The organism is Mycobacterium gordonae, assembly GCF_002101675.1.
GTDB lineage: Bacteria > Actinomycetota > Actinomycetes > Mycobacteriales > Mycobacteriaceae > Mycobacterium > Mycobacterium gordonae.
In genome coordinates, this window is sequence record NZ_LQOY01000198.1 from 1 (window position 1) to 13,174 (window position 13,174).

General features: G+C 64.8%; 12 protein-coding genes and 1 pseudogene. 2 read left to right on the forward strand and 11 right to left on the reverse strand.

Translation table 11 applies throughout. From position 1 onward, the window contains the following. Nucleotides 1-193: 193 nt before the first annotated feature. From AWC08_RS24895 to AWC08_RS24930, 8 genes are all read right to left on the reverse strand, one after another. On the reverse strand, nt 194-1,663 hold the full coding sequence (locus AWC08_RS24895; protein WP_051493665.1) for a DUF4226 domain-containing protein: 1,470 nt from the start codon (nt 1,661-1,663) through the stop codon (nt 194-196). 16 nt (nt 1,664-1,679) lie between these two features. Continuing rightward, nucleotides 1,680-1,970, reverse strand: coding sequence for a hypothetical protein (locus tag AWC08_RS24900; RefSeq protein WP_051493666.1), 291 nt, complete (start codon nt 1,968-1,970; stop codon nt 1,680-1,682). A 278-nt stretch (nt 1,971-2,248) separates the two neighbouring features. Next, entirely contained in the window at nt 2,249-3,217 is a 969-nt protein-coding gene (locus tag AWC08_RS24905; RefSeq protein WP_036395600.1) for a hypothetical protein, read from the reverse strand. 1,555 nt (nt 3,218-4,772) lie between these two features. Then, nucleotides 4,773-5,363: a hypothetical protein gene (locus AWC08_RS24910; protein WP_036395602.1), complete on the reverse strand. Its 591-nt coding sequence runs from the start codon at nt 5,361-5,363 to the stop codon at nt 4,773-4,775. Between the two features lie 5 nt (nt 5,364-5,368). Then, a complete protein-coding gene (locus AWC08_RS24915; protein ID WP_142283795.1) occupies nt 5,369-5,656 on the reverse strand; it encodes a hypothetical protein in 288 nt (95 codons plus the stop codon). A 69-nt stretch (nt 5,657-5,725) separates the two neighbouring features. After that, on the reverse strand, nt 5,726-6,091 hold the full coding sequence (locus AWC08_RS24920) for a hypothetical protein (protein WP_036395606.1): 366 nt from the start codon (nt 6,089-6,091) through the stop codon (nt 5,726-5,728). Between the two features lie 53 nt (nt 6,092-6,144). Then, nucleotides 6,145-7,839 (reverse strand): hypothetical protein, encoded by a 1,695-nt coding sequence (locus AWC08_RS24925; protein ID WP_036395608.1) that lies wholly within the window; start codon nt 7,837-7,839, stop codon nt 6,145-6,147. Nucleotides 7,840-7,849: 10 nt separating this feature from the next. Beyond that, entirely contained in the window at nt 7,850-8,164 is a 315-nt protein-coding gene (locus tag AWC08_RS24930; RefSeq protein WP_036395610.1) for a hypothetical protein, read from the reverse strand. Nucleotides 8,165-8,450: 286 nt separating this feature from the next. On the opposite strand from AWC08_RS24930, the gene AWC08_RS24935 reads away from it, so the two are divergent. Beyond that, complete coding sequence (locus AWC08_RS24935) at nt 8,451-8,861, forward strand: hypothetical protein (protein WP_244906533.1); 411 nt, start codon at nt 8,451-8,453, stop codon at nt 8,859-8,861. A gap of 427 nt (nt 8,862-9,288) precedes the next feature. Beyond that, nucleotides 9,289-11,214: a hypothetical protein gene (locus tag AWC08_RS24940; RefSeq protein ID WP_036395612.1), complete on the forward strand. Its 1,926-nt coding sequence runs from the start codon at nt 9,289-9,291 to the stop codon at nt 11,212-11,214. A 129-nt stretch (nt 11,215-11,343) separates the two neighbouring features. Here the strand turns inward: AWC08_RS24940 and AWC08_RS24945 are convergent. The 3 genes and pseudogenes from AWC08_RS24945 to AWC08_RS24955 all read right to left on the reverse strand — a co-directional run. Further along, nucleotides 11,344-11,958, reverse strand: a pseudogene (locus AWC08_RS24945) (DUF1942 domain-containing protein); the annotation flags it as partial. Nucleotides 11,959-12,009: 51 nt separating this feature from the next. Continuing rightward, on the reverse strand, nt 12,010-12,558 hold the full coding sequence (locus AWC08_RS24950) for a hypothetical protein (protein ID WP_244906535.1): 549 nt from the start codon (nt 12,556-12,558) through the stop codon (nt 12,010-12,012). Nucleotides 12,559-12,626: 68 nt separating this feature from the next. Next, nucleotides 12,627-13,139 (reverse strand): hypothetical protein, encoded by a 513-nt coding sequence (locus AWC08_RS24955; protein ID WP_244906536.1) that lies wholly within the window; start codon nt 13,137-13,139, stop codon nt 12,627-12,629. Nucleotides 13,140-13,174: the final 35 nt, after the last annotated feature.

The window sequence follows — 13,174 nt, forward strand, 5'->3', positions numbered from 1 at the left end:
TTTCATCGTCCCTTCCAGCCCGACATCGGGCCACAGGACTCTAAAACTGGTTGGACTCATTCACCGGGAACACGCCACCAGCCATAAAGACGAAACGCGATGAGCCACAACAGATTCTGACGGCCAACGCGACCATTACAGGTCATCGCCCACCTGCCCAACACCGATCTCACACCTGGTCCTCGCTGACGACTTAAGACGACGAGGGCCCGCGCGGCGGGACCGGAGGCACCGCCGCAGCGGGCTGAGCCGGCTTGGTGGCCTGAGCACTGGGATCCATCCAGCCCAGGAAATCTGGGCTCGACCCCACGCTCGTCAACGGCTGAACCTGCCCAGAGACCAACACCTTGCCATTGCCCAAAGCCATCACCAGATGGTCCTGCCACACCCCCACATCGCCGGCCTGCAGCTTGGTGGGTGGAATCGGATTGACGACCGGGGTCCCCGGCGGGGGCACGTTCACACCAGCCTGGTGCCAAGCATCGGCTACCGGCGCACCGCCCAGGGCGGCTTTAACGGCGATAGCGCCCTGCACCGTACGTGCTTCGGCGGATCCACCGTCAGGCAACGCGACGTGCGTGGTCGCGGGCGGCGCGGAAGCGGCCGGATCGGTGGGGGTGTGATCCGCAGCAGGAGTGGTCTGCGTACCCTCGGCGCCGGACTTGTGCTGGTCACCGCCCGAACCCGACTCGTCGCGGAACTTAGAGCCCGACGCATCGGGCTTAGGCTGGTTACCGGAGTCCTGATCGTCATGGAACCCTGCGTCACGCTCGCCGCCTCGGCCACCGCCCAAGCCGCTCAATGCGCTAAGCGGATCGCCCGCACCCATGCCCGGCATTCCCCCGCCGAATGACGGCATCGACGGTATCTGCGGCATCCCCATACCGGCGGGCATCATGCCCGCCCCCGGCATCATGCCCTGACCAAGCGCAGACGTACCCGCCGCAGGTGCGGCCGCCGCGGCAGGCGCGGTGCCCTGGTCCTCAGGACTGCCGCCGCCAGGGTTGCCGCCGTGACCGCTGTTGCCGGCGGGCTCAGCACCAACCTTTCCGCTGTCATCGCCACCGATCCCGCCGTACTTCTTGGTCAACTCGCGTGTATGCCGAGCTTTGGCCTCCGCATCGGCGATCTGCTGATCGAGCACCTTCTTGGCGGCAGTCAACTTTTCCCTCAAGAAATCACGAAGCTCCTGCTGACCTGCTGGCGTGTCCAGCCTCGGCCCGAGCTCGGTAATCTTGTCGTTGACGTCCCTAGCGATGTTGTCAAGCTGCTGCTGACCTGCTGTTCCCGCGGCGTGAATCGCCTCGATCGTCGCCGCCGCGCTCTGGTCCAATTCATGCAGCCGCGTGATCACATCGCCGAACGTGCTGGCATCGGCGTTGAGATGGTTTGCGGCTTCCCCCGATCCGGGGAACGGTCCCTGGGGCGGTGGCGGCAGTGGCCCCGGCGCAGCGGGCGGCAGCGGGAGCAGCGGAGTTTCTTCCCGCTGGGACGCCGGCGGATGAGGCGGGGGCGCCTGGGGCGCGTCGCCGTGCCCGGGCGTGCTGCCGCCGATGATGCCGCCGATCACCGGGGCCAGCGGACCCAAGATGGGTCCGCCGATGGCGCCGCCCAACACCGATCCGATCACGGTGCCGATCGGATCCCAGTCGTCAGTAGACATTGTGGTGGCGTCCTTTCTAGAAATTCAGCTTGAGTTCGGCGGCCGCTACGTCTTTGGGATCCGGATAGTGGCCATCAACATTGGGCTGATTGGACAAGTACCGGTCATGTGCCACATCGGCCACGGCCACTACCCGGTCACCCAAGGTGTAGGAATCCCAGCGCCGGACCGCATCCGAAAGCAGGCGCACTCCCACGACGCACCCGTTATCACCTACCTCCACAGCCACAGTGCGCTTCGCCGATACCGCCGAGGCGACCACGCGAACATCCCGGACCGCCGCTTCATCCTCAGCAAGGTCTTCCACCGCTGCCCCTTCCGGACGCAAACAAATCAATATCACGCAGTCTACACACATATAAGCAATCGTGAACAACAATGATGCACGACGGCAACTCACAGCCCACGCCGCTGTCGACTACGTCAAGCCCTGCATTGCTGCGCCGCACCAGGCGTCCAGCGCCGTGCGCGCAGACCCACCCACGCCCGGTTCCCACTCCGCCGGAGGGCAGTTCGTGATCACGTCTAAAAGTGTGAACATTTGGACCGTCAACTCGCCCGGATTGGGAGCACCCCAGGCGTCGCTCACGAGGGTGTCCCGCTGCGGCGGCCGCGTATCTCATTTTCAATGGCACTGATTGTGGCGGCTACAACTGATCCGAAGCCAGCTTGCACACCGCAGTAGGCGATTTCTGCCAACGGCGGAACGGCACCGCCTTTCCACAAGCGGACGAGCTCGATAACCCGACCGAGGCAGAAGAAATGCTGATACCACAACGTCAGCGCCTGAGTAACTTCGGAGCCATCATGATCGAGTGGAGCGTGCGAATCCGGCGACTCATGATCATCGCCATACGCGTCACGAAGCAAGTCGTCGTACAACTTCCACGACATGTCGTTGGCGGTTCCGCGCTGCACCGAGGCCAAAATATTGCCTTCACGGACAGTCGCCAAAGGCTTCCCAGTGTCATCCGGTTGACCCGCAGCCTGAATGACGGCCGCCGTCAACTGGGCGGCAGCGTAAGCAGAAACATCACTACCAATGCCGATTGATGAAACGCGTTGCGCCAAAACAGGATCGAGGGCGGTCAAGCGATGCTGATGAGCACCGTCGAGCGTCGGCGCAACTCTCACCAGGCCCAGAGCCTGCCGATGCTGCACGCCCAAGAAGTCAGTCACACCAGCCGGCTCCTGCGGCCACAACTCAGTGGTAACCATCGCCGAAAGCTCTGCTCCTGCAACCCTTCTGCTCAGTTGCTCGAAGTGATCAACCAGAATCTTCGACGGCTTCTGGCACCCCATCCACTTTTGGGCCAACCCAAACGGCAAGGCCGGATCCGCGACAGCCAACCGCGCAGTAGCAGGCACAAAGACGGTCGAGGGCACATAACCGCCGCCGCCGAGGCTGCTGGCAATCACAACCTGTGAGCCCACCGCAGTCTTGACCACCCCGACAGCCCACGCGATCGGCGCCGGCCAATCCTCACATCCACGAACCAACCCACCCAACACACGCTGGGCCAACAGCAGGTCAGGGTTCACCACATTGGTCATCGCCGCAACCCCAGGCGCCGACACCGTCGCCCCGCTCCCGCCAGCCACCACAGGCCCCGGCGCCGCCGCCCCCGCAGTCGCGGACTGCCCAGACGACGCGGCAGGAGCCGTCCCCGAACCGCCACCAGCAGGAGCGCCGCCAGCGCCCGCCCCCGGCGCACTGTAGGGAGCCATCGGCGCCGCACCACCCACGGCGGCCGGCGGCATCATCTGCGTACCACCACCGCCAGGAGCCGCCCCACCGCCGCTCGACGCCCCCGAACTCCCAAGACCAGTATCGCCCCCGGGCGCTGACAGCGGGACGCCCGCCGAGCCACTCCCGAACGCTGGAGCACCCCCGACCTGCTGAGTGGGCAGCCCCTGCTGCGTCACCGACACCGGAGAAGCCAAGTTCGACAGAGCATTCCCACCACCGGTAGCACTCATGCCCGACGCCAACCCCGACTGAAAGCTCGAGCCCGCATTCGACATCGGGGAGGCCGCAGACGATGAAGCCGGCATAGAAGGTGCCGACGGCATCGACGACGCGGGGGAAGTCGGCATCGAGGACCCCATGCTGGACGCTGGCTTGAAAGCCGAACCCAGTCCCGACATACTCGAACCGCCGACACCGCTCCCGCCACCCTGGCCACCACCGGCAGCACCGCTCATCGCCTGCGGCAACTGGCCGAGCATTGTGGGCCTGCCCTGTGTGACCGGCGTCTGCATCCCGTCACCTTGCGGTGTCGCTGGTGGCTTAACGTCACCCTGCGTTGCATCAGGCGTTGCACTAGGAGGCGTCGCCGTCTGCTGGGTAGCGGGCTTGGTCGCAGTTTGCGACCCATCCGGCGTGGCGTTTGCATCAGCTGGGTGGTCGCCGTCAGCGGGGTTCTTGTCGCCTTTGCCGGGCTCCGTTTGTTTCCCGTCCTTGGGGATTGGTACGTCTAGCGGGATAGTAAAGTCCGCGGCTCGGATAGCGCTTGTTGCATTACCGGCGGCTTCTGACATGGAGGTTTCAGCGAGTCCGTTGTAGCGCGTCCAAACATCCATTGCGGCAAGGGGATCGCGGTTACGGACCGCTTTGTTGAATTCTTCTTCCCCGGCTTCTGCGAGGTTGTCGATCCGTCCCTGTAGTCCCTTGATGTGGCCCAAGACTTTTGCGGCGGCGGTAGCCGCTGCGGTGTGCTTGTCCTGGTGGTCGCTCCAGTTCTTAACGGTCGCATCGTGGGCGGCCAGCAGGGCGTCCCCGGCTGTACCTGCTAGCGCCGCGGCGAAGCGTGGGCGGTAATGGTTATAGGAGATTTCGACGGCGTCGCCCAGAGTTTGGGCTAGGTCTTGGTGGAACTGTTGGATGTTCTCGAACGATTCGCGCAGTTGTTCGGCGGGTCGCCAGGCCCGTTTCAACGCTTGTCCGAATTCGCCGCTCCCGAGCTCTGTGACTGCCTCTTTCGCTACCGCTCCGGCTTCCGCCGTGGCGCCAAGACCGCTGGTGTACAGCTGGTGCGCGATATGAGTACCTGCCTGTGCCGCCGCAGATGCTCCTTCGCTTGCTCCCCCTGCTACAGAAACCACGAGCTCAGCTTCCGTATGCCCTGCACAGATCCCATACCTTCTGATCCGCGGTGTTGGCCGCCGCCGCAGTCCAGCCGGTCGGAGGCCGGATCGCTCCTCGTGTCGCCTCGCCGCTTGCAGATGCGGCGTGCTCGCGCAGGAGGGCCAGGCTGCGGGTGACTGCGTCGCGAATGGAACCGTCGGCAGCGGGATTATCGCGGAGCGCGTCGGCAATGAAGTTTGCTGTTGGAAGTACATCGAACCCGCTGGTCTGCGGTGAGGGCATAGCTCGGTAACCGGCGGCGAAGCGGGTGCAGAGGTCAATAGTGGAGGCCTTGACCTGCTCGGCCGTGGGTCTGGGCGGTGTGGCGGCGGGTGGCGGGGCGGCCGCGGCGGTGCCAGCCATGTGGTTGCCGATCAGACCACCGATAAGGCCTGCGGTGAGCATGGCTACCACGGCACCTCCGATGACCGCCGCGATGTTGGCGCCCTTGCGCTTGCGCGGTGCGGGCGCGGGGTAGAACTGCGGCATCGGTGGGGTCGGCGGCGCGGGAGGCATGGCGCCACGGCCTGGGTAGGTCGCCACGGGAGGTGGGTAGGTGTACTGGTCGGTCATGGTCTTTAGACCTCGATTCCGCTGATTTGTGCGGCGTTGGTTTCGTCGCTGCTGGTCATGATTGCCGCAGTGCCACCGTTGGCAGTGGCTACTCCGTTGACGTCCGTGGCTCTTGTGGCGGTTAGGGCTTCGTGAGCCGCGGGCCAGTCGGCGACTGCCGCACTCAACGTCACCGACAGCGGATCAGTGCCGGGGGTGCAGATCGGGTGCACTGTGGGCTGCGTGGGGGCAGCAGAAAACCACCCTCCGGTGGTCGACCCCAGTTCGGGGACGTCTGTATGGATTGCGGCCATCTCACTTAGCCCCTTTCTGTTGCTCTGGAAAATGGTAACTGCCTGCGCTGACGCGTATTGGTCCGACGATCAACCCACGCCGCGCAGTGCCGCTGCGAATTCTGCGGCGACTGGATGCTGGGCGAACTCTTCGGGGATCTGGGCGAATTCCGCACGGAATTCGGCGGCCATCGCTTGGATTCCCGCGTATGTCCGTTCGGCGTTTTTGGCGATGGCGTCGTTCATGGCGTCTTCGAGCTCACCGACGGTGAGTTCTTCTTGCAGGCCCGTGCGGATATCGCAGCCGATGAGTCGGCCTCGCCCGTCATGGGTCAAGACGATGTCATCGTCGGGGTCGCCGGTCGCGGTGAACGCGGCCACCTTGTTTTCCCACCGGTAGACTGCGTCTAGCAGTTTGTCGATCATCTCTGAGGACTTCTCAGCTCGCGTGGCCATCGTCTTCTCTCCCTTAACTGCGTATGCGTGCAACGACTTCCCCTTGATATTGATTACGTCTTCTTGTCTGGGGCGCGGCGTCGGCGCGTCTCACGACGCACCTCACCGAAAACGGGTTCGGTGTTGGGCATGGGTCGCTCGACGACGCGGCGCCGCTCCTCGGATTTGCGGCCCTCATCCTGTTTGCCGCCCATGCCGCCGATCATCGGCGGCATCATGCCCAGCCCGCCACCGCTCGGCCCGCCCCCGGTGGGCCCACCAGTGGCGGGCGAACCGACAGTGAGACCGGAGCCCACGGACGGTCCGACGGCGGGGCTAGAACTCGACATCGCAGCGCCACCGCCTCCCCCGCCGTCGCCAGCCCCTGCGGCGGGGCTGGTACCACCGCTGCCAAAGTCGCTGCCTGTGCCATCGGACGGTGAACCAGAGCCGCCGCCGGTATCAGGCATCGGCATCTGCGGGGTGCCCATATGAGGCATCCCGCCGCCGATACCGGGCAGCGAAGACAGGCTCGACAGCGCCGAGAGCGGCGACGCACCACCAAGGCCGTGGGTGACCTGACCGACCGCACCCGTACCCGCTCCCATGATCATCCCCGCCACTTGGGCGATGTTCGCCGAATTCGGGTCGGCACCGGCCAGCGGAGCCGCCTGAGTGGGGTTGCCCGGAGCCGCCGCAGCGCCGGCCGGGGGACGATCTGGGGATCCGAGGCCGTCAGCGGTGTAGTCATCGCGTCCACCATGGTGCCCGCGTCCCTCGGCGGTGCCGTCGTAATCGCCACCTGATTCGGGGTGACCGTGCGGGTTGAGGGTCTGAGCAGGTTCGTCGGGGTTCGGCACGATGGGCGGGGCAGGCTCCGGGGGCTTAGCGGCCCCGCTGATGGTCGGTGGTGCCGCGGCGGAGAAACCCTGCATGGCGCTCATTGCGGCGGCACGCTTCCTGGTCAACTCTGTTGACAGCGACTTCACCTGAGCTGCGTTGGCCCCCCCGCTGGCGTTGTAATTGGCCAAAGCGACTTCAAGGCGCTGACGCAGATCGGTGAACTCCTCGGGACGAGGTGTACTCCGGATCAAGGTCTCAGTGTGCGTGGCTACATCGTCAGCGGCGCGGGCCAGCGCAAGGACCTGCGGGTGAAGACTCGACTCCAACCAGTCGGCGTGCCTGGCGATGTTGGTGGCCGCCCGCTGTTGGCCGTCGACCCAATTCTCAGCGACCGACATGCCAGTGCGGCGCGCCTCGTGGGCGGCACGCAGAACGCTTGGGGCAAAAGTATTGCGGATATGGGTGGCAAACGTGCGCAGACTCTGGGGGCCGGGACCCGAATGCACTTGCGCAGCAACCTGTTCCGCGGACATCGGCGGCGGTGTTGCCATGATCGGAATGGTGGGCAGGGCGGGGGCCGGGAGTGCTGGAAGATTCCCGGCTGACGGAGCCGCGGGTGCGCCACCAGCTACGGGTGCGGACCCATCCATGATCCCGCCGATCGCGGCGGCATTCGCGTCGTCGGCGCCGGCGAGATCGGCGGAGGTGCCGGCGATGGCCATCCCACCAATGGCACGCTGTTGTCCAGCATGTTCATGCAGTAGATGCAGCGAATGAGACCACGCCGACAGCGCCCCGGATAGGTGAGCAGATACAGAGTCACCCGCAGCGGCCTGACACACCGAGGCCGGGGCATTCGGGTGTCCGGAGGCATCGAGCGCCCCGGCATCGGCACGCAAGCCGCCCGGATCGACCCACAGATCCATGGTGGCGAATCTACGCGTCCACGACGCTGTTGATCCGCGCTGCGGACTCGTCGTCGGCGTCGGTGAAAATCGCTCGGGTGTTGCTCAGGCGCCGAGCGTGACCGCGCGCGTGCTCTGCCACGCGCTGGTAGGCCGCTTCCCGTGCCTGCATCTCGGCGTGCTTGGCCGCCACGAACGGCGCATAGGTGTCACCCACCGTGGCCTGAAGCTGCGCGAGGGTCATGTGGTGGCGTTGACCGTGAGCCTCCACCGCATCACCATAGGCAGCCCATTCGGCCGCGGCCTGGGCTGCGGCATCGATGTCGAGGGAAATCGAGTCCGCCATGTTGTTCCCACTTTCTCGTCGCCTTGCATTAGATGCGTTTACTCACTGCCTAGTGTGTAGTATCTCTAGGTGAGTGCGCAAGATGCGCAGGAATTCTGTCCCTACGCGCCGCGACTGTCTTCACTGGGCTACGCCGAGTACGGAAGGAGATCCAGATGACCTTGAGGCCTCTGGCTTTTCCGGCAATACCGGGTTTCCCCAGAGGGTCGGGCGTGCCGGAGCCGTTTCCAGAAATCGGCCGCCGTGCATGATCAGGCCCATGACTGGAGTCGGTAGAAGAGGTCGCGTGGGGCGTCCCTCGCTCGGCGACCGCGCCATCATGACCGCCACGCTGCCCGGGATTGTCCTGCGGGCCGTCGACACCATCGCAGCCGACCACAGCGTCGATCGCGCCACCGTGTTGACCGACATCATCATGTTCCACTACGACCGCCCCGACCTGATGCGCCGCCTTCCGCAACGGCTCCTATTCGAAACCGCCAGAGAAACAGAACTCAGCGAGGACGACCGCAGGATCGGACCTCACGTCAAAGTGCGGCCCCCCCGCGTAGTCGCCGACCTCATCGACGTCGACCACCTACATTTCGGCATCGAACGATCGACATATCTGGCCGACATCATCTGTCACCACATGGGCTACCCCGAGCTCGTACGGGATACCGCGGTCCAGAAGGAGGGCTTGCCGCTGCCGATGTGACACACACCGCCCGGCTCCCCCGCTTGGGGACGCCATGTCTTGCATCTGCGCCGGGCATACGTGACATCTAAATAGCTATAGCTGGTGTGCGGAGAACCGCTCACATGACGAAGGCCCCGCCTAAGCGGGGCCACGTCGAGAGTTTGAAGTCAAGGGCCAACTCGGCTTCGGGTTCTCCACACCCAATTCCCCGAAGGGACTGTCTTTTGGACGACAGCTCTCACGGTAGCGCATTTCCTGTCAGCAGAACAGTGCAGGACACGAAATGTGTAAACCGTGTCCAAACGTTTACCAAGTTCACTTGCGTCTCGCAGGCAACGACGCATCGGGCATTGTGGCACCCCGTCCGCCGGCCACAGTCGGTGCTCTCTATAGCTTTGCTGAACTCGCTGAACTCGCACGGTGAGGTTCTGCCGAGGCTTCGGCAATGAGCGCGCCCACAAGTCGTTTGCCTCGCTCCGACAGCCCGGAGAAGGTCTGGCAGACACTTGCGCCGCTGCTAAGTGCCCCCGGACGGCGCTCGATTCGCGTCTACGAGGCCGAGATCGGCAAGTTCAGCCGGGCCGCGAAACTCACCAAGCGGCTGCCTGACCTGCCTGCGGCCACCTACCTCTACACCCCCAAAGCACGCACCCACCTGCTTGCCCTGGATTTCGACGACTCCCGTGGCGGCCGGGCCGCGGTCGACGCCGACCTGGCCACCGCCGCCGAATGGATCACCCGCTGCGGCGGGGTGATCGTCACCGACCACTCCCCTACCGGCGCACACCTCTGGTGCCCGCTGGCCGTGGCAACTACAGCGAGCTTCGACGAGATGAACCATCTCGTCCAAATGCTGGCGGCCAGGCTGCCCACCTTGGACAAGACTCCTAACACCAACGCCGAATCCGGGTGCCTCAGCGTCCCGGGAACGCCGGCAAAGCAAGGCGGCTACCGCCAGCTCGACGGCCCCCTCGACGCCGCGGTTGACGTCCTCACCACCAGATCAGCACCAACGCTGCTGCCCCGGCTCTACGAGCTACTGGGCGCCCTCAAACCCCGCCCCACCCCCACCGCAGCAGACAGGCGAAGCGCTACCACCCCAGCCGACTACTGCACCGGCGATGGCGCAGACCAGCGCCTCGCAACGCACTGGATACGTGATAACCCCTTGCACCCTGATCTCCTCCAATACGCCCAATACGGCACCATGCCCACCGGCCAACGACAATGGGACAGCCATTCCGAAGCCCGCATGGCAGTACTCACCGCCGCAATCGCCCGCGGACACAGCCGCGCCAGCATCACCGCACTCAGCGCACCAGGCGGACCCTGGCATCACGGACTCGGCCAGGCCTACAGCCGCTACCGCCACCACGCCCACACCGCACTCGACCGCGACTTCACCAAGGCCCTGAACTGGCTCTGCAACAACGTCCTCAAACACCGCCACCCGCAGCACAAGACAAAGAACTCACAGGGGGGACCAAAGGGAACCGGACCCTGCGGACCCCTCTCGTTGAGAACCTGGCTCGCTACCGCCCTGCACTGGGCCGACATCGAATTCAAAGGTAAGCGCTACCGCTGGACCGTGCACTCCGTCCTGCAAGCGCTGGCCATCAATGCGCACCGCGCCGGGCAACAAATCAATGGTGTCTGGGTAATCGGAGTCGGCGGCAGGAACCTCTCCCTGGGCACCGGTCTGCTCAGCGAGGACGCCGTCTGGCGGGTCCTGCGAGACATCAGAGACCGCCCAGGCGCACCACTGATCCTCACCCGACGCGGCGTCGGCGTCGAGGCCGACACCTACGCCTTGACGACACCCCCGCAGATCAGGCCACCCAGAGCCGCTATCGAGCGTGTGCGCATCGAGCCAGTACACGACGCCTGGTCCATCCTCGGACACCACCTCAGACGGATCTACGAACTCGTCGCCTACCACGGGCTCACCACCCGGGCGGATCTCTACGCCGCCGCCGCGGTCTCCAACAGCGCAGGTGACGAGGCCCTCACCACCCTCCAAATCGCAGGTCTGCTCATCAAGACAGGCCACGGCGCCGTGGCCACCGGCCCCACAAGCCTCGACAGCCTGGCCGCCGCCCACCACACCGATGGCCTGCGCGAAGACCGGATAATCCGCTACCGGGCCGAACGCGATCAGTGGCATGCCTGGCTGGAAGACCGCTACAGCATCCACGACCAAGCACGCATGGACGCCATCATGCGCGCCAAGCCGGCAGACGCGCCCAACGTGGAAAGCACCTTCTGGGACATTGCCTTAGCCAACGGCCCACCAGACGAACTAGACGCCAACGACAACGCCATCGAGCTAGTCCTCACCATGCTCGGCGGACGAATTCTCACGCCCGGGTAACGCGCAGGACGTACGCCGTGCGACGCGAACACACCGGGCGCGATTCCCGAGCCGCCGCGCGGACAACCTCGCTTCCCCGCTGCTCAACATCAAGCAATCCATTGACGGCCAAACCCAAGAAAAATCTCGTCAAGCGGATGGGGCGACGGTTGTCCCCGGCGTCGCGGCGGAGTTATCCGAAGACGGGGAGCAGCTTGCGTCGCCGCGAGAGCAACTGCTGGTGGGACTGGGTGCCGCGGCCGACGGGACGGGCGTACTGGTACTTCCGGGCGCAGGTGTCCCCTGACTGCCCGGAACAACAGGCGTGCCCGTGCTACCTGGAACGACAGGCGTTCCCGTGCTACCCGGGACCACAGGTGTCCCCTGACTGCCCGGAACAACAGGCGTTCCCGTGCTACCTGGAACGACAGGTGCCCCCGGAGTCCCGGAAACAACAGGAGTGCCCGCCGCACCGCCCGTTACAGCACCCGACGGGGTTCCCGAGCCTGATGACGCGTTCTGCGGGGTAGACGACGGCGGCGGTTGCACCCACACCACGAGATCCGGACCGCCAGCGTTGTACACCACACTGTCCGGCACATCACCCGTGACATCGAAGTACACCTTTCCGGTGCTCTGCTGTCCTTGGCTCAACGCGGCCGGGTTCACCCCTTGCGGCGTGGCTACGCCGAACAACACCCAATAAGTCTGGCCGCTGCGGGCCCTGGCTTTCAGGTTGGACTTAGCTCCCACAATTGGTCTTCGAGTGGCATTACTGCTGGTCGAGAAGTGGCGGACGCGTTCGCTACGTTGCTTTCAGTCCGAGCGGGAGTCGTTTGCGAACAGTTGCGTGACGTTGCGGGCTCGTTCGCGTTTGACGTTGGCGCGGGCTGCGTCGAGTGAACGTCTGAGAGTGTCGTTTTCGCCTTGGGCGCGTTGAAGGTTGTGGTTGAGCGTCGAGACCAGCTGGCGCAGTCGGGCGTTCTCCTCGGCGAGGTGATTTCCCTCGGGGTCGTAGAGTTGTCCGGCGAGGTCGTTGATACGTGCTTCTCGCTGTTTGACTGTTCTGTGAAGCGACTTCGCGAGGGCTTCGGCATCCAGTGCTCGTTCTCGCCACGAGGCGGATGTCTTCTCGATTTCTTGGTCGACGCGTTGGATTGCGGTGCTCTGGGATGCGTCCCGTGCTGCCAGAACAGCCTCGGTGAGGTGCGAGCGGCGCTTGTCGTAGATGAATGTCTTGCCCACGCCCGCGAGGTCGCAGACGTTGGTGACGGTGAATGGAGCCCCGGTCTTGGTGAGTTTGGTGAGGGCTTTTTGGACACGCTGTTCGCATTCGGCGCTCGTAGTGGCGCGGTGTTCGATCATCTCGACGGGGCGTCTGCGTGTCTTTGTTCCCATAGGTTGGGCTCCTTCAAGTCGTCCATGAGCTGCTGTCATGTCGCGGCGGGAGGTTGATTCAGTTGGGCGACAGGCCATCCGGTGGCGAACAGCGGGTCGAAGTAGTCATGCACAGGGGTGCGCAGGTCGAGTTCCTCGGCCTCTTCGAGCAGACCGAGTTCGGCGAGCGCTTCGCGGAGCGCGGTAAGCACCGGTTCCCAGGGATGCCATTGGCTCAGGATGTAGTCGCGGGCCTCGTCGGTGGGGGCGCCTTCGGCGAAGTGGTAGGCCGCGTCGCGTTTGCGCTCCCAGTAGGCTAGGTCGGCGCCGGTGAGGACGAAGTGCTCGCATGGTCCTTTGGGTCCGCTGCTGCAGTTCTTTTCGAACGGGCATTGCGCGCCGCCGACGACAGGGCCGTATCGGCACAGGCCGTGCTCAACGGGTACCACGGTCAGGTCGATCCGTGCGACGGCGGCGCGGGTGTCGTCTGCCTTCACCTCGGTGGGGCGCAGCAAGATGGTGCCGGGCCGTGATGCCTCATGTAAATATGCCCGCGAAAATTGATCCATGCCTCACATAAAAATGCCCGCGAAACGGGCTTGGA

Bases quoted from the DNA above. Each gene is read 5' to 3' on its own strand.
- AWC08_RS24940 (WP_036395612.1), top strand. From the start codon at position 9,289: ATGAGCGCGCCCACAAGTCGTTTGCCTCGCTCCGACAGCCCGGAGAAG.
- AWC08_RS24955 (WP_244906536.1), bottom strand. From the start codon at position 13,139: ATGGATCAATTTTCGCGGGCATATTTACATGAGGCATCACGGCCCGGC.
- AWC08_RS24950 (WP_244906535.1), bottom strand. From the start codon at position 12,558: ATGATCGAACACCGCGCCACTACGAGCGCCGAATGCGAACAGCGTGTC.
- AWC08_RS24895 (WP_051493665.1), bottom strand. From the start codon at position 1,663: ATGTCTACTGACGACTGGGATCCGATCGGCACCGTGATCGGATCGGTG.
- AWC08_RS24910 (WP_036395602.1), bottom strand. From the start codon at position 5,363: ATGACCGACCAGTACACCTACCCACCTCCCGTGGCGACCTACCCAGGC.
- AWC08_RS24905 (WP_036395600.1), bottom strand. From the start codon at position 3,217: ATGACCAATGTGGTGAACCCTGACCTGCTGTTGGCCCAGCGTGTGTTG.
- AWC08_RS24920 (WP_036395606.1), bottom strand. From the start codon at position 6,091: ATGGCCACGCGAGCTGAGAAGTCCTCAGAGATGATCGACAAACTGCTA.
- AWC08_RS24930 (WP_036395610.1), bottom strand. From the start codon at position 8,164: ATGGCGGACTCGATTTCCCTCGACATCGATGCCGCAGCCCAGGCCGCG.
- AWC08_RS24925 (WP_036395608.1), bottom strand. From the start codon at position 7,839: ATGGATCTGTGGGTCGATCCGGGCGGCTTGCGTGCCGATGCCGGGGCG.
- AWC08_RS24915 (WP_142283795.1), bottom strand. From the start codon at position 5,656: ATGGCCGCAATCCATACAGACGTCCCCGAACTGGGGTCGACCACCGGA.